Genomic DNA, 18,192 nt, shown 5'->3' with positions numbered 1-18,192 from the left:
TCATGGGCAACATCGTGTACGTCGTCGGGAGCGTGAACGAGGATCTGCGTCTGCGCATGGAGCGCCTGCCGGAGCCGGGGGAGACCGTTTCCGCCGACTCGGTGGAAACGGGCCTCGGAGGGAAGGGCGCGAATCAGGCGGTCGCGGCCGCGCGCTCCGGCGTTCCGGTCCGGTTCATCGGCGCCGTCGGAGACGACGACCCCGGTGACCGACTGCGCCGCGCACTCTCCGACGACGGCATCGCGGCCGACCGGCTCCGCTCCGTGCCGCATGTGGCGAGCGGACGGGCGTTCGTCCTCGTCGACGACGACGGTCGCAACAGCATCGTCGTCGAGGCCGGTGCCAACGGCGCGCTCGATGCCGACGAGGTGCGGGCCGGACTCGACGATGCCCGGCCCGGAGACGTCGTGCTGTGCCAGCTGGAGACAGGTCTCGACGCCGCCCGCGCGGCCGTGCGCACGGCCCGGACGCGCGGGGCGTACACCGTCGTCAACATCGCGCCCTTCCATGCCGGCGTGCTCTCGCTGCTCGCCGACGTCGACCTCGTCGTCGCGAACGAACACGAGTGTGCTGATCTCCGCTCGGCTCTCGCCGCTGCCGGTGGGGGTACGGTCGCCGACCTGGGTGATCGGATGCTGGTCACCCTCGGAGCGTCCGGATCGGTGCTCGGGGAGGAGACCGTCCGTGTCGCGGGGGACGCCGTGACCGTCGTCGACACCACGGCGGCGGGCGACACCTATGTGGGGTACCTCGCGGCCGGTCTGGCCGAGGGGCGACCGATCGCTGAAGCGATGCGGCAGGCGGGTCGTGCCGCGGCGATCACCGTCGGCCGCGCAGGCGCCGCCCGATCCATCCCGCACGCCCACGAGATCTGACCCGAGGCCTCGGCAGCGGGAACTATCCGAACCATCAACGAAGGAGAACACCATGACCACCGTCCGTTCCCGTCTTCGCGTCAGCGCCGTCGCTGTCGCCGCTGCCGCCGTCGTCCTGGCCGGTTGCGCCACCCCTCCACCACCCGGCAGCGCCGCAGGACCGGGGAGCGGTGACGGATTCCGCCCGTGCCTGGTCGGCGACGCCGGCGGCTTCGACGACAAGTCGTTCAACCAGGCGGGGTACGAGGGCGTGACCGAGGCCGCCGCAGAGCTGAAGGTCGAAGCCATCACGGTGGAATCGACGTCGGATGCCGACTACACCCCGAACGTCCAGAGCCTGCTGTCGCAGGGTTGCGACATCATCGTGTCGGCGGGCTACCTCCTCGCCGACGCCACCCGAGCCGCGGCCGAGGCGAGTCCCGACACGATGTTCGCCATCAGCGACGACAACTCCATCGATCTGCCCAACGTCAAGCCGATCGTCTTCGAGACGTCGGAGGCGGCGTTCCTCGCCGGTTACGCGGCGGCGAGCCATTCGAAGAGCGGTGTGGTCGGCACCTACGGCGGCATGCAGATCCCGTCGGTGACGATCTTCATGGACGGCTTCGCGGAGGGCGTCGATCACTACAACCAGGAGAAGTCGGCCTCGGTCGAGGTCGTCGGTTGGAACGTCGAGGCGCAGACCGGCTCGTTCACCGGCGGATTCGCCGCGGGGGTCGAGTCGAAGACGGCCGCGCAGGGGCTTATCGACCAGGGGGCCGACGTCATCATGGCCGTCGGAGGACCGATCTTCCTCTCCGCGGGAGAAGCGATCCGAGATGCCGGCAAGGACATCGCCCTCGTGGGGGTGGACTCCGACAACTACGAGACGGCGACCGAGTTGAAGGACCTCTTCCTGACATCGGTCCTCAAGGGCGTCAAGGTCGGTGTCGCCGAGGCCGTCACGGCCGCTGATGACGGGACGTTCTCGAACGAGCCGTTCGTCGGCACGCTCGAGAACGGCGGAGTGGGCATCGCGCCGTTCCATGATTTCGCCGACGATGTCGATCCGGAGCTGCAGAACGAGCTCGATGCCATCACGCAGGCCATCATCGACGGTGACATCGTGGTCGAGTCGCCCTCATCGCTCCTGGACTGAGCGGATTCTGCACGGTGGATGCCGGGGCGGCGGATCTCCGCTGCGCCGGCATCCGCCGCCGCCCTCCGCCTCGCTCGTCTCCCTCCTCGGAAAGGCCAGATCTCATGCACCCTGTCGGATTCATCGGAACCGGATTCCATGCGCAGACCAATCTGCTGCCCGCCGCCGCGATCGGAGGCGTCGACATCGTCGCGCTGGCGAGTCGTGACGCCGGTCGATCGGCCACCGCCCTGGCGCGCGCGGGGTTCGGCCGAAGCCGAGCATTCGGCAGCGTGGACGAGCTTCTGGCAGCCACCTCGCGTCCCGATCGGGTGATCGTCTGTGCTCAGCCGGCCGATCAGCCCGCCATCGTGCGCGAACTGGTGGGCGCCGGTGTGCACGTGCTGGCCGAGAAGCCGCTCGGCCGCGACGAGGCTGAGGCTCGGGCCCTGGCGGCGCTGGCGGAGAGCCGCGGAGTCGTGCTGCGCGCAGCCTTCATGAAGCGATTCGCTCCGGCTGTGCTCCGCCTCCGTGCCGACCTCGAGAGCGGCGTGGTCGGCGACGTGCTGTCGTTCGATGTGCGCTTCGGCGCGGATGCCGCGGCGTTCGCCCCCACGCCCGCGGACTTCGTGCGTCTCGCGGCCATCCATCACGTCGACCTCGTGCGCTTCCTGCTGGGCGACGTCGCCCACGTCGACGTCGCGCTGTCGGGGAACGCCGATGCCTACACCGTGATCGTGACAGCGCGTCTCCGCTCGGGGGCGATCGGCGTCCTGCACCTGACGAACAGCCCCGGCCACACGAGCGAGGTCGACATCGTGACGGTCATCGGCACCGAGGGAACCGCGACGCTGTCGGATACGCGTGAGCTGGTGGTGCACCGACGCAGTCCCGACGGTGCCGATTGGGGCCGATCGGCCGAGCAGCGTTCGGTCTTCACCCCGTCGATCAGCACGATGTCCGGCGCCGCGCAGGACCTCGTCCTGCGCGGTTTCGTCGACGAGATCCGCTCGTTCGCCACCGAAGAGCTCGACGACGGTGACGGACGAACGGTGCCCGATCGCAGCGCCGACGAGAACCGGCGCACGATGGCGATGGTCGACGCGATCGTCGGGGGGCTGCCCACGACGGGGAAAGCTTCCCGCCCGCTCGTGTTCGGCGCGCCGGGCGAGGTGCGGGACGCCCTCAACGAGGCGGTCGTCTCGGGGCGCAAGACGAGTTCGACGACGCTCCTGGTCGCCTACGGGGCCTTGGGCGACACCGTCCCGCGTCCCGGCGAGACCCGCGTGCTGCTCGACTCCGACGACGAGCCCCTGGCGACGATCCTGTTCGAGCGGGTCGCACAGCGACGGCTCGGTGATGTCGACGGCGAGGTGACGGCGCTCGAGCACCTGGAGCCGGAGCGCTGGAACGCCGTGCACCGGGAGTACTGGGCGTCGATCACCCCGCAGATCCGAGTGCATCTCTCCGACGACGGCTGGGACCTCTCCGACGACGAGGTGATCGTCACGACGGAGTTCCGCGTGATCCGTCCCGAGTGATCCGGCGCGATCCGTCCGGCTCGATCCGTCGCGGGGCGATCCGTCCCGGGTGATCCGTCCCGGAGTGGGCGCCGTCGGGGATCAGCGCGGGCGCTCGACGAGGGCGGCCAGTGCCGCGGCGTCGTGCGGAGCGTGTCCGCGCGCGTCGTTGTCGAAGTACACGTACACGTCGCGGCCGTGCGCATGGGCGGTATCCGGCGTCGTCCAGCCGGTGATCCGCGCCTCCCAGTCCGCCAACTGTTCGGGGGTGTAGCCGCTGTGATAGAGGACCTCGGCGCCGTGCAGTCGCACGTAGACGAAGTCGGACGTGAGGGTGTCGAACAGCGGCCATCGGCCCGCGGTGTCGGCGACGGCGAGGGCGACGCCGTGGTCGTGCAGGAGCCGCACGCAGCGCTCGTCGTGGAAGGTGTCGGACCGGGGCTCCAGGGCGTAGCGGATCGGCAGGTCGGCTTCGATGTCGACCCAGGCGCGCCCGTCGAGACGCGCGTCGTGGCCTCGCGCCAGGGCGGCCGCCTCTCCCGTGGTCCGGGGGAGGGACTGCAGGAAGCCCTGCAGCACGACCGGATCGAACGCCTGCCGTTCGGGGAGCTGCCAGAGGATCGGACCGAGCTGCGCGCCCAGAGCGAGGACACCCGACGCGAAGAAGTTGGCGAGCGCGGTCTCGACGTTCTGCAGCCGCAGCATGTGCGAGATGTAGCGTGATCCCTTGACGGCGAAGAGGAAGTCGTCGGGCACGCTCGCCCGCCAGCGGCGATAGCTCTCGGGCCGCTGCAGGGAGTAGAACGAGCCGTTGAGCTCGACGGTGGAGAACTGCTGACCGATGTACTCCAGCTCCTGACGCTGCGGTAGCTTCGGCGGGTAGAAGTCGCCGCGCCACCGGGCATAGCGCCAGCCGGACACGCCGACGCGGGCCGTGCCCCTGTGATCGCTGCCGGTCGTGCTCATCCCGGCACGCTACGGAAAGCCGCAGCAGGGTGACCAGCACGTTGACCGGGCGCGCGGCACCCGCTAGGTGTACTGCCAGCTGCGGAGAGCCCGGTGGCGTCAAGCCCCTGGAGGATGCGCCGTAGCGCACGCATCCTGGATCTCGTTCCCGGATGAGAGGAGAGGTCATGTCCTTCGACAGCGACCGGATCGGAAGCAACGGCATCGACCAGGAGAAGCCCGAGGCCGACCGGCAGGAGCAGGAGCGTGACGTGGAGCAGGATCCCGAGGTCGACGCCACCACGCCGCCGCCTCTGCGGGACGACGCGGAGGCGGATGCGGCGGATCTCGCCGACCAGCGGGCCGAGGTGCCGCTCGACGAGGATCGCCCGCGCACCTGACGGTGCCGGCCGGCGCCGACACCGATCGACGAGCATCGTCGGCCGACCCGATGTGTCGGCCCGCGCCGACACCGATCGACGAGCATCATCGACGGAGGTGCGGCCCTCCCGAGCGACCCGGCCCCAGACGGTGTCGTCGAGAGGGCTCACCGTCCTTCCCGGACGGTTGGGGAGGCGGCGAAGTCATCGCTGCTCTCTTCGGCTGAGTCCCCTTTCCCAGCCGCGTAGCCCCCGCTACGGAAGCAGAATATCCCTATTTCGGCTTGTCCACCATTTGGGGGACAAAGAAAGTTACGAAAAACTTTCCCGGGCGATCCCGGTTGTCTTGGTGGACGGCCTTCCTAAGGTGGAGGCATGGACAGATCACTCGTATTCCCGGCTCCCGTCGCCGTCGCTCCGGGGCATCGGGTCGAGGTGACCGAGCTCGTCGACCCGCTCACCGGAGAGGCGATCGCGGTCATGCTGGTCGACCTCGACACCGGCATCCGCTACCGGCGATCCGACGCGGTTCGGGGCGAGTCGGAGCGCTGGATCGGTCGGGTGCTCGAGTGCGCCGTGACGATGACCGGCGGGGGAGCCGTCCGCACAGTGCTGCGCATCGATCCGATCGGCCCCGGTGCGGGGGCGAAGGGCGCGCTGCGCGACGCCGACGCCGCGGCGGATGCGGCGAAGGCGGAGGCCGACCGCTGGGGCGGCACGGATCGCCCGCCGATGGAGGAGCCGGAACGCTTCTGGTGAGAGTCCGCCCCCGGTCGGCGGCGAAGTCGGCGGCAGGTGAGCTCGGCGGCGGACGGATCGGCGAGCGTCGCCAGGGTGAGCTCGGCGGCGGACGGATCGGCGAGCGTCGCCAGGGCAGCTCGATCATCATCGGAAGTCCCGGGATCGATGCGTGAGGCCGGTCCGGAGGTCTTCGAAGGCATCGGCGAGCACGTTGACGACGCCCTCGTCCGATCGTTCCAGGATGCCGCGGACGATGAGGGCGGGCGAGTCGCGGGCGACCCGTCGATAGCGGTTCCAGACGCCGGTCGAGCAGACGACGTTCACCAGCCCGCTCTCGTCTTCGAGGTTCATGAAGGTGATCCCCGACGCGGTCGCGGGGCGTTGTCGGTGCGTGACGAGACCGGCGACCTCGATGCGACGGCCGGACTCGTGCCGGCGCAGATCGTCGGCGGTCAGGACGCGGCGGTCGCGCAGCGCCTCGCGGAAATGCGCCATCGGATGGTCGTCGGTCGACACACCGGTCGCCCACAGGTCGGCCGAGAGCCGCTCGTAGCTCGTCTGGTCGGCGAACAGCGGCGGCTGCACCGCGACCGTGGTGCCGGGCAGGAAGCGCGACCGGTCGTCTGCCGCGGCACCCGCGAGCCAGATCGCCTCACGCCGCTCCAAGCCGAGGCAGGCGAACGCTCCGGCGGTGGCGAGCGCCTCGAGCTGAGCGGCGGTGGCATCCGTGCGCCGCACGAGGTCGTGCAGATCGCGATAAGGGCCGTGCGCCTCGCGCTCGGCGACGATCCTCTCCGCCATCGGCACGCCGATGCCGCGGATGCCGCTGAGCCCCAGTCTCACCGCGAAGCCGCCGTCTCGCCGATGCGAGGCCGACTCATCGGGGGCATCCCTGTCGAAGCGGAGCGTCGGCGGCTGCGGGGTGGCCAGGCACTCGTCCCTCCCGGTGGGACGCCGCTCCCCGGACGCGGTCACCGGCTCGAGGGTCTCGGTCGCGCCCGAGGCATGCAGATCGGGGCGTCGCACCTCGACCCCATGGCGCCGGGCATCTGCGGTCAGGGTCCCGGCGGAGTAGAAGCCCATCGGCTGCGACCGCAGGAGTCCGGCGAGGAAGGCCGCGGGGTAGTGCAGCTTCAGCCAGGAGCTGGCGTAGACGAGCAGGGCGAACGACAGGGAATGCGACTCGGCGAACCCGAAGTTCGCGAACGCCTGGATCTGCGCATAGATGCGATCCGACGCCTCGGCGTCGAGTCCGCGCCTGGCCATCCCCGCGTACAGCTTCTCGCGCACTCGGTCGATCTTCTCCAGGCCGCGCTTGGATCCCATGGCCCGGCGCAGCAGGTCGGCCTCGTCGGCCGTGCAGTCGCCGACCGCCGTGGCCATCTGGATCAGCTGCTCCTGGAAGATGGGGATGCCCAGAGTGCGCTTCAGGATCGGCACGAGATCGCTGTGCGGATAGGGGATCGGAAAGTCCAGAGGCGCTTCGCCGCGGGCGACCCGCTCCCTGTTCTCCTCGTCGAGCCGGTCCTTCGCCATCTTGCGCCGGACGAACGGATGCACCGCCCCGCCCTGGATGGGGCCGGGACGGATCAGGGCGATCTGGATGGTGAGATCGTAGAAGCGTCGCGGCTGCAGGCGGGGGAGCAGGCCGATCTGCGCACGGGACTCGACCTGGAACACTCCGATCGAATCGGCGCGGCACAGCATGTCGTAGACGCCGGGCTCCTCCTTGGGCAGCGTCTCGAGAGTCCACTTCTCGCCCGTGGCCTCGCGGATCATGTCGAAGCAGTGCTGCAGAGCGGCCAGCATCCCGAGACCCAGCAGATCGAACTTCACCAGACCCATGAAGGCCGCGTCGTCCTTGTCCCACTGGATCACCGTGCGATTCTCCATGCGGGCGTGCTCGACCGGAACGACCTCGCCGACCGGACGCGCGGTGAGCACCATGCCGCCGGAGTGGATGCCCAGATGGCGGGGTGCCTTCAGCAGCTCGCTCGCATAGGAGAGCACGTTCTCGGGGATGTCATGCCCTTCGGCCGGCTCCAGGCCGCTGCTCCACCCGTCGACCTGCCGCGACCAGGCGTCCTGCTGGCCGGGCGAGTGGCCGAGCGCCCTGGCCATGTCGCGCACCGCGTTCTTCGGACGGTACTGGATGACGTTCGCCACCTGCGCGGCACGCTCCCGCCCGTACTCGTCGTACACCCACTGGATGATCTCCTCGCGGCGGCGGGAGTCGAAGTCCACATCGATGTCGGGCTCCTCCGTGCGGGTGGTGGCGAGGAACCGCTCGAAGGGGAGTCCGTAGAGGATCGGGTCGACGGCGGTGATGCCGAGCAGATAGCAGACCGCGCTCGCCGCCGCGGAGCCCCGGCCCTGACAGAGGATGCCGCGCCGCCGGGCCTCGGCGACGATGCCGTGCACGATGAGGAAGTATCCGGGGAAGTCCTTCTCCTCGATGACGTCGAGTTCGCGCTCGATGCGGCGATGCTCGTCGTCGGTCAACCGCGGGTACTTCGCGGGCACGGCCTCCCACACCAGGCGTCGCAGCCAGCTCATCGGGGTGTGTCCGTCTGGCACCTTCTGCTTCGGCAGCGCCGGGCGGGCGAGGCGGAGGGGGAAGGCGGATGCCGCGGCCAGGTCGAGGCCGTACGAGATGGCGCCGGGGTGGCGCTGGAAACGGGCCGTCATCTCGGCCCCGCTGCGCAGGTGTGCTCCGCCGTGCGAGGGCAGCCAGCCGTCGAGCTCGTCCATGCTGCGCACGGCGCGGACGGCGGCGACCGCCTCGGCGAGGGGCGCCTGGGCAGGGCTGGCGTAGTGCACGTTGTTCGTCGCGACGACGGGCAGTCGCATCCGCTGGGCGAGGTCGGCCAAAGCGTCGTTGCGCCTGGTGTCCTGCGGGTCGCCATGATCGAAGAGCTCGACGGCGACGTGGTCGGCTCCGAACAGGTCGACGAGTCGCCGGAGCGGGGTGGCGGCATCACCGGCCTCGAGGCCGCGGCGCACGGCGCCCTTGCGGCATCCGGTCAGGATCGTCCAGTGACCGCCGGCGCGCGCCGACAGCTCGTCGATGTCGTACACCGGTCGGCCCTTCTCGCCCCCACGCAGCTGTGCGGCGGTGATCGCGCCCGAGAGGCGGTGATAGCCCTCCATCCCGCGGGCGATGACCAGCAGATGGTCGCCCGTGGGATCGGGGCTGCCCTGCTGCGGGGCGGGCAGGTCGAGGGACAGCTCGGCGCCGTAGACCGTCTGCAGCTCGAGCTTCATGAGTTCGGCCTGATCGGCGAAGCGCGCCGCTCCGTAGAAGCCGTCGTGGTCGGTGAGGGCGAGGGCGGTGAGTCCGAGCCGCTCGGCTTCGGCGAGCAGATCCTCCGGCGAGGAGGCCCCGTCGAGGAACGAGTACGACGAGTGCGCGTGCAGCTCGGCATAGGGCACCGCATCGACCGGCCGCTGGATGCCGGTGACAGGCGTGCGCTGCCGTCGCCGGCTCACCGGACCGGGGTCGGGACGCGTGCCGGGAGGTTCGACGCCCTGCCGCGGAGCCGGTTCCTCGCCGCTCAGGGTGCGCTCCAGCTCATCCCAGGTCTGGGGCGGGTTGTGCCAGCCCATCAGCGGTACCTCCCCTCGGCCCACCAGCGCTCGCCCGCGCGGAAGACCAGCCACGCCCGATCGAGGTCGTCGACGATCTGGAGCCGGTGCCCTCGTCGGCCTCCGTCGGAGGCCCAGCGGCGTTCGTGGACGGGCCAGGGACCCGCCCACGCCTGCACGGCGACACCGTCGATGCGGGCGGGCTCGTGCGAGAGGGCGCCGCGCTCGTCGATGCTGAGCAGCGCTCCGTCGGCATCGAGCACCCCGATGGGCCGGGGCGGCAGGAAGACCTCGGCCGGGAGCGGATCGGGCAGGCTGCCGGGCCACGGAGAGCGCGGGTCGCGCGGGGGGACGGCGCGCTCGCCCCACGGCGTGAGCACCTGACGGTCGGCGAGCCATCGTCCCCCCGACAGGGCGGCCGTGACCACCCCCTGATGCCCCAGCATGGTCTGCACGCGCGACACGGCGTGATGCAGTCGCTCGTCGGTTCCCGAGCCGAAGAGGCCCGGCTGGTGATGGGCGGCGTCGTCGACGGCGGCCGGAACGATGCGCACCGCCACGATCCCGCCGAACGCCCGAGCCTCGTCGACGGGCTCCTTCGCCGTCTGCGCGGCCAGCGCCTCCAGCTGCCACCGCACACGATCGACCAGGTCGGAGGCGTCGAAGCACGTCGGATGCAGCCAGGTGCGCGAGTACACCTTCCCGTCGTCGTCGGTCAGATCGATCCTCACCTCCGTGCACACGACCGAGGCGTCGCCGAGAGCGAGCAGCACGGCATCCGCGGTCTGCCGCACGGCGAAGGCCACCTGATCGGCTCCCGCCAGGGGGGCCTCGAACTCGATGCTCCGCATGAGCTCGGGGTCGGGCGGACGGGGGGTCAGCGGGCGGGAGTCGGCGCCGGCGGCGAGCGCCTGGAGACGGGCGCCGTGATCGCCGAAGCGGTCGCGCACGTCGAGCGGTGCGAGCGCGGTGAACTCGCCGAGGGTGCGCACGCCGAGGCGGACGAGCAGTCCGGTGATCTGCTCGTCCCGCAGCACCTGCACCGGGAAGGGGGCGAGGAACTCCTGCGAGCCGCCCGGTGGTACGACCGTGCAGGCCTGGGGGCCGCGGGCGGCGATCTCGGCGGTGAAGAGCCCGTCGGCGACGCCGATGCGCACCTCGGGCAGACCCGTCTCGGCCAGCATGGTCGCGAGTGCTCCGGCGGCCTCGGCCTCGCCGCCGTGATAGCGGGAGATGCCGCGGGCGCGGAGGATCGCGAGGCCCGGACGCAGCAGGGTGGTCCCGGGGGCGTGCTTCTCGATGAGCTGCAGCACGGGCAGGAAGGCGCGTTCGTCGCGGGCCGGGTCGTGGGGGAGCACCCGCAGCGACGAGAGGTGTCCCTGAGCCTCCCGGCGGCGCTGACCGGTGCGCACGCCGTGCTCTCGGGCCGAGGCCGTGCAGGCGACGACGGTGTTCGCCTGCACCAGGGCGGTGGGGGGATGCGGCGGCGGCCCCCCGAGTGCCGCCCGCAGCGGCCAGTCGGGGAACCACAGCACGAGGACGCGGAGCGGGGCGTTCATCCGGCCTCCGCCCAGTGCAGGAGCTCGGAGGGGGTCTCCGGCTGCGGTGCGGACCTGCCCGGCGCAGCGCTCTCGGTGAGCGAGGGCAGGACGGTGAGCTCGGCCGCGGCGGCCTCGAGAGCGCCGTGCCCGCCGGGCAGCTGCACGCGCACGCTCGACGGTCGAGGGCTGTGCCGGGTCAGGGCGGTGACCGTCACCGTGCAGTCGGAGAGCAGCCCCCACCCCGCCCCGAGTCCGTGCCAGTGCGGATCATGCAGGCGGATGGAGCCTTCGCTCTGCGGCCATCTCCCGGCCGACGATGCCCCCGATGCCGAGCCCGCGGCGGGGGATTCGGTGACCAGCAGCGTGCACCCCCGGTCGCGCAGCCGAGCGCTGAGGCGCGAGACATCGGCATCCCGCACACGGGAGAGGGGGCTCACCGCGATCAGGGGGACGACCTCGGCCAGCGCGGAGGTCGCCGCGAGCCAGCGATCACCGGGTTCGGGGACGAGGATCAGTCGGGACAGGTCGATGCCGAAGGCGGCGGCGGCCTCGACGCCGAGCGTCGGCATGCCGACCACCGCGCACCAGTGCCCCTTCCGAGAGGCCGCGCTGAGCAGGGCGAGCACCAGACTCGGTGAGGGGGATACGGTGTAAGCGGTGCCGGTCTGCAATCCCTCCTCCGGCAGCAGAGCGCCGAACGCGGGGTCGAGGGGGAGCAGCGCGTGCTCGCTGCGACGGCGCTGCATCCTGCTGATCTCGCGGCGCAGCCGCAGCACCTCTCCGGCGCGGGTGTCGCTGGTCGGAGAGAGCGCGGTCACCGCGTCGAGCCCGATCCCCATGCATCCATCCTCGAATCTATGTACGAATAACGCAAGTGCAGAAACGACGATAGTTCGCACATCGGACATCGCCCTCTGCAACCTCGGAGTTATCCACACCCGCCGCCTCGAGGCCTCGCCGATCTCCTAACCTGCCGGGATGGACCCCCGCCTCCTGCTCGTGACGCTCGTGCACGTCGCCCTGCTCGGCATCGGCGGATGGCTGGTCGTGATCGATGCCCGCACCCACCGCCTCCCGAACCGGATCGTGCTGCCGACCCTGGCAGCGCTTCTCGTGGTGATCGCGATCGACGCCCTCGCGACGGGACGGAGCGACGCGCTGATCCGCGCCCTCATCGGGATGCTGCTCCTCGGCGGCTTCTACGCCGTGCTGCGGCTGATCAGCCGCTCGGGCATGGGCGGCGGCGACGTCAAGCTCGCCGCCGTCATCGGGCTGGTGCTGGGCTGGCACGGATGGCCGTCGCTCGCCGTCGGTGCGGCATCCGCCTTCGTGCTGGGCTCGCTCTACGCCCTCGTGCTCATCCTGCTGCGGCGGGCGGACGGCGCGACGCGCATCGCCTTCGGCCCCTGGATGATCGTCGGCGCCCTCCTCGGAGTCCTCGTCGCATGACCGGCGCGAGGCGATCCCGCGCCCCTGTCCGATACACGGACTACTCTGAACGCATGGCACTCGCACGACTCCACGGCGGCCCGCTCGACGGGCAGATCATCCCCCTCGGCGATGCGGACGACAAGCTGATCGTCCCCTACAGCGAGACGCAGGTGGTGTACAACCGCCGCGGCGAACCGCAGAACACCGGCCCCGAAGACGGCCCCACCGAGATCGACTACTGGTTCGACGAAGCCCTCGAGGACCTCACGCTCGAAGATGACTGAGCCGTCGCGCACCGTCGAGGTCGAGCGCAAGTACGACGTCGATGCCGACACGCCCCTGCCGGACTGGCGGGGCATCCCCGGTGTCGATGCGGTCTCGACGGGCGAGTCCCGGTCGCTGGACGCCCGCTACCTCGACACCGCCGACGGTGCCCTCGGGCGCGCGGGCGTGGCGCTGCGCCGACGCGCGGGAGGGCCCGACGCGGGGTGGCATGTGAAGGGCCCGCGACAGGGCGACGGCCGCCTCGAGCTGGGCTGGCCCCTCACCGACGGGGACGAGCTTCCCGACGCCGTCTCCTCGGCGCTCTCGGAGTGGACGACCGAGCCGCTCGCGCCCCTCGCCCGCATCGAGAACGATCGCACCGCCTACCTGCTGACGGGCCCCGCCGGAGTGGTGGCCGAATTCGTCGACGATCACGTGCGCGCCACCGATCTGCGCCGGGGTGATCAGCGGGAATGGCGTGAATGGGAGATGGAGCTCGGACCGGCCGCGCCGACCGACGAGGCGGAACGATCCGCGTTCTTCGCCGCGGTCGACCAGGCGGTCGAAGCCGTCGGCGGGCGCCGTTCCGCGTCGGAGTCCAAGCTCGCCCGTGCGCTCGGCCTTTAGACGGAGACCGCCGCCGCATGCAACCCCTTCGCGCCACCGCGTCGCGCGTGCTTGAGTGACACCATGAGCCGACCGCCTGTGCTTCGATCGCTGCAGACGATCGTCCCCGACACCGTCCTCCACCAGGACGAGGTGCGCGACGTCTTCGCCCAGCAGCCCGACATCGGGCGCCTGGCCCAGCGGATCGTGGCCACGTCGTTCAACGTCTCCGGCATCGACACCCGGCACACGGTGATCCAGGAGCTCTCCCTCGACACCGACGTGGATGAGCCCGTCTTCTTCGACCGCCGCTCCGGAGAGCTCCTCGCCCCGGGCACGAAGCTGCGCAACGACGTCTACACCCGTGAGGCGGCGCGTCTCTTCGTCGAGGTGGCTCGACGCGCTCTCGACGCCGACCCCGACATCGACGCCGCCGACGTGACCCATGTGATCACCGTCTCGTGCACCGGATTCCATGCTCCCGGGCCCGAGTACGAGATCGTGCGGGCACTCGGGTTGTCCGACAGCGTGCAGCGCTACCACCTCGGCTTCATGGGCTGCTACGCCTCGATGCCCGCCCTGCGGGCGGCGAGCCAGTTCTGTGCCGCAGACGAGAACGCGGTCGTCCTCGTCGTCAGCGTCGAGCTCTGCACACTGCATCTCCGGTCGTCCGAAGACCCCGACACCATCGTCGCTTCCTCGCTGTTCGCCGACGGGGCGGCGGCGGGCATCGTCACCGCCAGGGCGCTGCCCGCCGGTGCGACCGCCCTGCGCCTCGACCGCTTCCACACCGCGATCGCGCCGGAGGGCGAGAAGGCCATGGCCTGGACGATCGGCGACACCGGATTCGAGATGATCCTCGCGACGACCGTGCCGCAGATCATCGGCGAGACGATCATCGACGCTCTTCGCCCGCTGTACGCCCCGGAAGACGACCTGGCCGCCGCGTTCGAGGACCATCGGGTCGGAAGCGCGGTGGCGCACTGGGCCATCCATCCGGGCGGGCGCAGCATCCTGGATCGCGTTCAGGAGAAGATGCATCTCAGCGACCTCCAGCTGCATCCGGCTCGCGAGGTGCTGCGCGAGTTCGGGAACATGTCCAGCGCCACGGTGCTCTTCGTCCTGAAGCGGATCCTCGAGGAGGAAGGCGCAGACGCCGGCGATCGGGTCGCGGCGATGGCGTTCGGACCGGGGTTGACCGCCGAGAGCGCGCTGATGACCGTGGTCGCCGCGGAGTCATGAGACCAGACCTCTCGGTTCGCGACGTCGACATCCGCGAGCTGATGGACGACCCGCGGGCGGACGAGCGGATGCTGGCGCGCACCTACGGCCGCTTCGGCCTGGTGAACGCCGTGGTCTCCCGCCCCGGTCTCATCTATCGGCGAGACATCCGACCGCGCGCCGTCGGCGCCCGGCCGCTGCGCATCCTCGACATCGGGGCGGGCGGCGCCGACCTCTGCCGCCTGATCGCCGGCCGTCTGCGTCACGACAGCATCGTCGCCGAGATCACGGCTCTCGACGCCGACGAGCGGGCCATCCGCTGGGCGTCTGCGCATGACCGTGGAGCGGGTGTCCGCTACCGTCGGGCCCTGACGACCGAGCTGGCCGATGCGGGGGAGAAGTTCGACGTCGTGCTGTCGAATCACGTGCTGCATCACCTCGACGAGTCCGAGCTGCGCACGGTGCTCGACGACTCCCGCCGGCTGCTCGCGCCCGGAGGCCTCGCCTCCCATCACGACATCTCCCGCAGCCGGATCGCCTACGGATCGTTCGCGGCGGTCACGTGGCCGATCTCGCGCTCGCTCCTGGCGGATTCGTTCATCCGGGAAGACGGTCTGCTCAGCATCCGACGCTCCTACACCCCCGCCGAGCTGCGCGCGGCCGTGCCACCGGGATGGACGGTCCGCAGGGGAGTTCCCGCCCGGCTGGAGCTGCGGTGGGAGGACCGCCGTGCCCGACCATGACGTCGTGATCGTCGGAGCCGGACCGGTCGGCCTGATGCTGGCGTGTCTGCTGTCGCAGGAGGGCCTGCGGGTGGCGGCATGCGAGCGACGGCACCAGCGCGACCCGCGCACGCGGGCGATCGGCATCCACCGACCGGGTCTCGATGCGCTCGACGCGGCGGGCATCGGCGCGCAGATCCGGGCCGAGGCGCTGCATCTCCGTGGCGGCGAGGTGCGCAGCAGACGCAGAACGCTGGCGTCGCTCGAGTTCACTCCCGATCGCCCGGTGCTGATCATGCCGCAGCCTCGCACCGACGCCCTTCTCCGAGCTCGGCTGCACGCGCTGGCCCCGGGCGCGCTGCGTCCCGGGCACGACGTGCAGACGATCCATGACGACGGCGGCGAGGTGCGTGTCGTCGTCGCCGCAGCCGACGGGCCGCGGGAGCTCACGGCCTCCTGCGTGGTCGTGGCCGACGGCGTGCACAGCCGACTCCGGGCGGAGATGGGGTTCGGATGGCGGCGCCGCGGACGACGGGCGACGTACGCGATGGTCGATGTCGCGGACCCGGAGCCCGGAGACCGCGCGGTGCTGCACTGCGAACCGGGCGGCCTCGTCGAGTCGTTCCCCCTTCCCGGAGGGCGGCGTCGCTGGGTCGTGCGGCAGGGCGCCGACGCGCCGCTCGGTACCGGGGCGGCCTTCCGGGCAGCGGTCGAGGAGCGCACCGGCATCCGTCCCGGGGTGTCGGACGACGACCGCCCCTCGGTGTTCGTCGCCGCGCAGCACGCGGCCCGACGTCTGCAGCGCGGCCGGATCGTGCTGCTCGGCGACGCCGCCCACGAGATCAGCCCGATCGGCGGACAGGGCATGAACCTGGGCTGGACGGATGCCGCGCGCCTCGCGGCCGAGCTCGCGCACTCCGTTCCCGGACCGATGCCCGACCTCGGCCGATACGCCCGGAAGGTCGGGCGGTCGACGCGGGCGGCGCAGCGGCGCACGGCCTTCTACATGTCGATGGGCGCCCCGGCCGCACCCGCCGTCGTCATGCCGAGAGAGATCGTCATGCGAGCCATGGGGTCGCGACCGCTGCGGTCGTGGTCGGCCGGGCTCATCACGATGAAGGGTCTGTGACGCACGACGGCCCCGGCACCCCTCGGGGGCCGGGGCCGAATCGTGCGACGGGGTGTCGACTCAGAAGTTGATCATGTGGCCCGCGAGACCGTGGAAGCCCTCCTGCAGCGCCTCCGACAGCGTCGGGTGCGTGTGCACGTTGCGCGCCAGCTCGAGAGCCGTGAGGTCCCACTTCTGCGCGAGGGTGAGCTCCGGGAGGAGCTCCGAGACGTCGGGCCCGATCATGTGGGCCCCGATGAGCTCGAGGTGCTCGGCATCGGCGATGAGCTTGACGAATCCGACGGGTTCGCCCAGTCCGTGCGCCTTGCCGTTCGCCATGAACGGGAACGTCGCGACTTTGATCTCGCGGCCCTCGTCCTTCGCCTGCTGCTCGGTGAGGCCGAACGACGCGACCTGCGGCGAGCAGAACGTCGCACGCGGCATCATCCGGTAGTCCCCGAGAGTCTGGGTCTCGGCCTTGCCGATCGTCTCGGCGGCGACGACACCCTGCGCCTCGGCCACGTGGGCGAGCTGCAGCTTGGCCGTGACGTCTCCGATGGCGTAGATGCCCTCGACGTTCGTGCGCATGTGGTCGTCGATGTCGATCGCGCCGCGCTCGGTCAGCTTCACGCCCGTCTTGTCGAGGCCGAAGCCCTCGACGTTGGGGGCGAAGCCGACCGACATGAGCACCTTGTCGGCCTCGATCGACGACTGCTGGCCGTCCTTGCCGGTGTACGTGACCGTCACCGACGAGCCGTTGTCGACGACCGACTCGACCTTGGTGGAGGTGAGGATGTCGACGCCGTAGTTCTTGTACTGCTTCGTGATCTCCTTCGACACGTCGGCGTCTTCGTTGGGAAGTGCGCGGTCGAGGAACTCGATGATGGTGACCTTGACGCCGTAGTTCGTCATCACGTACGCGAACTCCATGCCGATGGCGCCGGCGCCGACGATCACGATGGACTTCGGGAGCTCGCGGGAGAGGATCTGCTCCTCGTAGGTCACGACGTTGTCGCTCAGCTGCACTCCGGGGAGGAGGCGCACCTTCGAGCCGGTGGCGATGATGACGTTGTCGAACGTGACCTCTTCGGTGGAGCCGTCCGCCTTCGCCACCGAGATGGCCTTCGGGCCGGTGAAGGTGCCCCGACCGTCGTACTCGGTCACCTTGTTCTTCTTCATCAGGAAATGGATGCCCTTGACCCGGCCGTCGGCGACGACGCGGCTGCGGTCGAACGCCTTGCCGTAGTCGATCGTGAAGTCGCCCGAGATGCCGAAGAAGTCGGCCTTGTGGTTCAGCGTGTGGGCCAGTTCGGCGTTCTTCAGCAGCGCCTTGGAGGGGATGCAGCCGACGTTGAGGCACACACCGCCCCAGTACTTCTCTTCGATGATGGCGGTCGACAGGCCGAGCTGCGCGCTGCGGACCGCAGCGACGTATCCACCAGGACCTGCACCGAGGATGACGACGTCGTAATGAGGCATGGCTCCAGCCTATCGCTCCGCGGGATCGTCGGAGCCGGCCGCGGCGGCGCCGCGACCCCGGACGGAGAGCCAGACGATCAGCGCGACGACGACCAGGATGCCGCCGATCCACAGGACCCAGATCCAGGCGCCGGGTCCCGAGGTCTCGGCGCTCTCGGGCGCGGTGGTGGCCTCCGGCGCCGTGGACGCCTCCTCCTCGGGGGAGGACGTCGTGGGGGCGGCGCTGGGCTGCTCGGTCTCGTCGGCCTCGGTGCCCGCCGTCACGGTGAAGAAGAACTCGTCGGAGGTCGGGTGCCCGTCGCTCGAGACGACCTTCCACTTCACGTGGTACTCGCCTGCCGGGCCCGAACCGACGAGCGGCTGGGTGACGATGGCGCCGTCGACCGTGGCGGCCCCGTCGGTGACCGCGTTCCCCTCCGGATCGAGCACGACCACCTCGGTGGCGCCCTCGCCGTCGATGAGTTTGGCGCTGAACGTCAGGGTCAGCTCGTCGGGAAGGGTCTCGACCTGTTCGTCGGCGCCGGGCGTCGACGATGTGAGGGAGTCGTGCGCGGATGCCGGCAGGGCGGGGAACAGCACCAGGAAGGCGGCGAGAAGCGCCGCGGCGAGGGCGACGGGAGCGAGCGGGAGGCGCAGGGCTGTGGTCTTCACAGGACC

Annotated in this window: 18 protein-coding genes; 12 read left to right on the top strand and 6 right to left on the bottom strand. The window is 70.7% G+C overall.

The features are described 5' to 3' along the window. Positions 1-2: 2 nt before the first annotated feature. The 3 genes from AB3M90_RS07715 (at position 3) to AB3M90_RS07705 (ending at position 3,533) form a co-directional block, all read left to right on the top strand. On the top strand, positions 3-875 hold the full coding sequence (locus AB3M90_RS07715) for a ribokinase (protein WP_412951135.1): 873 nt from the start codon (positions 3-5) through the stop codon (positions 873-875). Positions 876-927: 52 nt separating this feature from the next. Next, the gene (locus AB3M90_RS07710) at positions 928-2,013 is read left to right on the top strand and encodes a BMP family lipoprotein (protein ID WP_412951134.1); all 1,086 of its coding nucleotides are present in this window, start codon (positions 928-930) and stop codon (positions 2,011-2,013) included. Positions 2,014-2,117: 104 nt separating this feature from the next. Then, positions 2,118-3,533 (top strand): Gfo/Idh/MocA family oxidoreductase, encoded by a 1,416-nt coding sequence (locus AB3M90_RS07705; RefSeq protein ID WP_412951133.1) that lies wholly within the window; start codon positions 2,118-2,120, stop codon positions 3,531-3,533. Between the two features lie 81 nt (positions 3,534-3,614). Here AB3M90_RS07705 and AB3M90_RS07700 read toward each other — a convergent pair whose 3' ends face one another. Continuing rightward, complete coding sequence (locus AB3M90_RS07700) at positions 3,615-4,478, bottom strand: DUF72 domain-containing protein (RefSeq protein ID WP_412951131.1); 864 nt, start codon at positions 4,476-4,478, stop codon at positions 3,615-3,617. A 167-nt stretch (positions 4,479-4,645) separates the two neighbouring features. On the opposite strand from AB3M90_RS07700, the gene AB3M90_RS07695 reads away from it, so the two are divergent. The 3 genes from AB3M90_RS07695 (at position 4,646) to AB3M90_RS07685 (ending at position 5,751) form a co-directional block, all read left to right on the top strand. Continuing rightward, positions 4,646-4,858 (top strand): hypothetical protein, encoded by a 213-nt coding sequence (locus AB3M90_RS07695; RefSeq protein ID WP_412951129.1) that lies wholly within the window; start codon positions 4,646-4,648, stop codon positions 4,856-4,858. Positions 4,859-5,212: 354 nt separating this feature from the next. Then, positions 5,213-5,596, top strand: coding sequence for a hypothetical protein (locus AB3M90_RS07690; protein WP_412951127.1), 384 nt, complete (start codon positions 5,213-5,215; stop codon positions 5,594-5,596). Further along, a complete protein-coding gene (locus AB3M90_RS07685; RefSeq protein WP_412951125.1) occupies positions 5,593-5,751 on the top strand; it encodes a hypothetical protein in 159 nt (52 codons plus the stop codon). Before AB3M90_RS07690 ends, AB3M90_RS07685 begins: the two co-directional genes overlap by 4 nt. Here the strand turns inward: AB3M90_RS07685 and AB3M90_RS07680 are convergent. Genes AB3M90_RS07680 through AB3M90_RS07670 form a run of 3 tightly spaced genes read right to left on the bottom strand, consistent with a single transcriptional unit; the run spans position 5,723 to position 11,543 of the window. Beyond that, positions 5,723-9,184, bottom strand: a complete 3,462-nt coding sequence (locus AB3M90_RS07680) for an error-prone DNA polymerase (RefSeq protein ID WP_412951124.1) — start codon at positions 9,182-9,184, stop codon at positions 5,723-5,725. The genes AB3M90_RS07685 and AB3M90_RS07680 overlap by 29 nt on opposite strands. Then, positions 9,184-10,722, bottom strand: a complete 1,539-nt coding sequence (locus AB3M90_RS07675) for a Y-family DNA polymerase (RefSeq protein WP_412951123.1) — start codon at positions 10,720-10,722, stop codon at positions 9,184-9,186. Before AB3M90_RS07675 ends, AB3M90_RS07680 begins: the two co-directional genes overlap by 1 nt. Beyond that, positions 10,719-11,543 carry a hypothetical protein gene (locus tag AB3M90_RS07670; RefSeq protein ID WP_412951122.1) on the bottom strand — a complete coding sequence of 275 codons (825 nt, stop codon included), beginning with the start codon at positions 11,541-11,543 and terminating at the stop codon, positions 10,719-10,721. The genes AB3M90_RS07675 and AB3M90_RS07670 overlap by 4 nt, the downstream gene beginning before the upstream one ends. Before the next feature lie 139 nt (positions 11,544-11,682). Between AB3M90_RS07670 and AB3M90_RS07665 the strand changes: the two genes are divergently transcribed. The 6 genes from AB3M90_RS07665 to AB3M90_RS07640 all read left to right on the top strand — a co-directional run bounded on the left by AB3M90_RS07665 (position 11,683) and on the right by AB3M90_RS07640 (position 16,077). Beyond that, complete coding sequence (locus AB3M90_RS07665; RefSeq protein WP_412951120.1) at positions 11,683-12,153, top strand: prepilin peptidase; 471 nt, start codon at positions 11,683-11,685, stop codon at positions 12,151-12,153. Between the two features lie 53 nt (positions 12,154-12,206). Beyond that, positions 12,207-12,419 (top strand): response regulator, encoded by a 213-nt coding sequence (locus AB3M90_RS07660; protein ID WP_412951119.1) that lies wholly within the window; start codon positions 12,207-12,209, stop codon positions 12,417-12,419. Beyond that, positions 12,412-13,026: a CYTH domain-containing protein gene (locus tag AB3M90_RS07655; RefSeq protein ID WP_412951116.1), complete on the top strand. Its 615-nt coding sequence runs from the start codon at positions 12,412-12,414 to the stop codon at positions 13,024-13,026. The genes AB3M90_RS07660 and AB3M90_RS07655 overlap by 8 nt, the downstream gene beginning before the upstream one ends. Positions 13,027-13,089: 63 nt before the next feature. Then, a complete protein-coding gene (locus AB3M90_RS07650) occupies positions 13,090-14,247 on the top strand; it encodes a type III polyketide synthase (protein ID WP_412951114.1) in 1,158 nt (385 codons plus the stop codon). Further along, the gene (locus tag AB3M90_RS07645; RefSeq protein WP_412951112.1) at positions 14,244-14,969 is read left to right on the top strand and encodes a methyltransferase domain-containing protein; all 726 of its coding nucleotides are present in this window, start codon (positions 14,244-14,246) and stop codon (positions 14,967-14,969) included. The genes AB3M90_RS07650 and AB3M90_RS07645 overlap by 4 nt, the downstream gene beginning before the upstream one ends. Next, positions 14,956-16,077, top strand: coding sequence for an FAD-dependent oxidoreductase (locus AB3M90_RS07640; protein WP_412951111.1), 1,122 nt, complete (start codon positions 14,956-14,958; stop codon positions 16,075-16,077). The genes AB3M90_RS07645 and AB3M90_RS07640 overlap by 14 nt, the downstream gene beginning before the upstream one ends. 60 nt (positions 16,078-16,137) lie before the next feature. On the opposite strand, the gene lpdA is transcribed toward AB3M90_RS07640, so the two are convergent. Further along, positions 16,138-17,535, bottom strand: a complete 1,398-nt coding sequence (lpdA, locus tag AB3M90_RS07635; protein ID WP_412951110.1) for a dihydrolipoyl dehydrogenase — start codon at positions 17,533-17,535, stop codon at positions 16,138-16,140. Between the two features lie 9 nt (positions 17,536-17,544). Beyond that, on the bottom strand, positions 17,545-18,186 hold the full coding sequence (locus tag AB3M90_RS07630) for a copper resistance protein CopC (RefSeq protein ID WP_412951108.1): 642 nt from the start codon (positions 18,184-18,186) through the stop codon (positions 17,545-17,547). Between the last annotated feature and the right edge of the window lie 6 nt (positions 18,187-18,192).

The sequence above is a fragment of the Microbacterium martis genome, from assembly GCF_047246685.1.
Lineage (GTDB): Bacteria > Actinomycetota > Actinomycetes > Actinomycetales > Microbacteriaceae > Microbacterium.
The sequence above is the reverse complement of the archived record's forward strand: the minus strand, read 5'-3'. Positions and strand labels throughout refer to the sequence as shown.

Bases quoted from the DNA above. Each gene is read 5' to 3' on its own strand.
- AB3M90_RS07715 (WP_412951135.1), top strand. From the start codon at position 3: ATGGGCAACATCGTGTACGTCGTCGGGAGCGTGAACGAGGATCTGCGT.
- AB3M90_RS07710 (WP_412951134.1), top strand. From the start codon at position 928: ATGACCACCGTCCGTTCCCGTCTTCGCGTCAGCGCCGTCGCTGTCGCC.
- AB3M90_RS07705 (WP_412951133.1), top strand. From the start codon at position 2,118: ATGCACCCTGTCGGATTCATCGGAACCGGATTCCATGCGCAGACCAAT.
- AB3M90_RS07700 (WP_412951131.1), bottom strand. From the start codon at position 4,478: ATGAGCACGACCGGCAGCGATCACAGGGGCACGGCCCGCGTCGGCGTG.
- AB3M90_RS07695 (WP_412951129.1), top strand. From the start codon at position 4,646: ATGTCCTTCGACAGCGACCGGATCGGAAGCAACGGCATCGACCAGGAG.
- AB3M90_RS07690 (WP_412951127.1), top strand. From the start codon at position 5,213: ATGGACAGATCACTCGTATTCCCGGCTCCCGTCGCCGTCGCTCCGGGG.
- AB3M90_RS07680 (WP_412951124.1), bottom strand. From the start codon at position 9,184: ATGGGCTGGCACAACCCGCCCCAGACCTGGGATGAGCTGGAGCGCACC.
- AB3M90_RS07675 (WP_412951123.1), bottom strand. From the start codon at position 10,722: ATGAACGCCCCGCTCCGCGTCCTCGTGCTGTGGTTCCCCGACTGGCCG.
- AB3M90_RS07670 (WP_412951122.1), bottom strand. From the start codon at position 11,543: ATGGGGATCGGGCTCGACGCGGTGACCGCGCTCTCTCCGACCAGCGAC.
- AB3M90_RS07665 (WP_412951120.1), top strand. From the start codon at position 11,683: ATGGACCCCCGCCTCCTGCTCGTGACGCTCGTGCACGTCGCCCTGCTC.
- AB3M90_RS07660 (WP_412951119.1), top strand. From the start codon at position 12,207: ATGGCACTCGCACGACTCCACGGCGGCCCGCTCGACGGGCAGATCATC.
- AB3M90_RS07655 (WP_412951116.1), top strand. From the start codon at position 12,412: ATGACTGAGCCGTCGCGCACCGTCGAGGTCGAGCGCAAGTACGACGTC.
- AB3M90_RS07650 (WP_412951114.1), top strand. From the start codon at position 13,090: ATGAGCCGACCGCCTGTGCTTCGATCGCTGCAGACGATCGTCCCCGAC.
- AB3M90_RS07645 (WP_412951112.1), top strand. From the start codon at position 14,244: ATGAGACCAGACCTCTCGGTTCGCGACGTCGACATCCGCGAGCTGATG.
- lpdA (WP_412951110.1), bottom strand. From the start codon at position 17,535: ATGCCTCATTACGACGTCGTCATCCTCGGTGCAGGTCCTGGTGGATAC.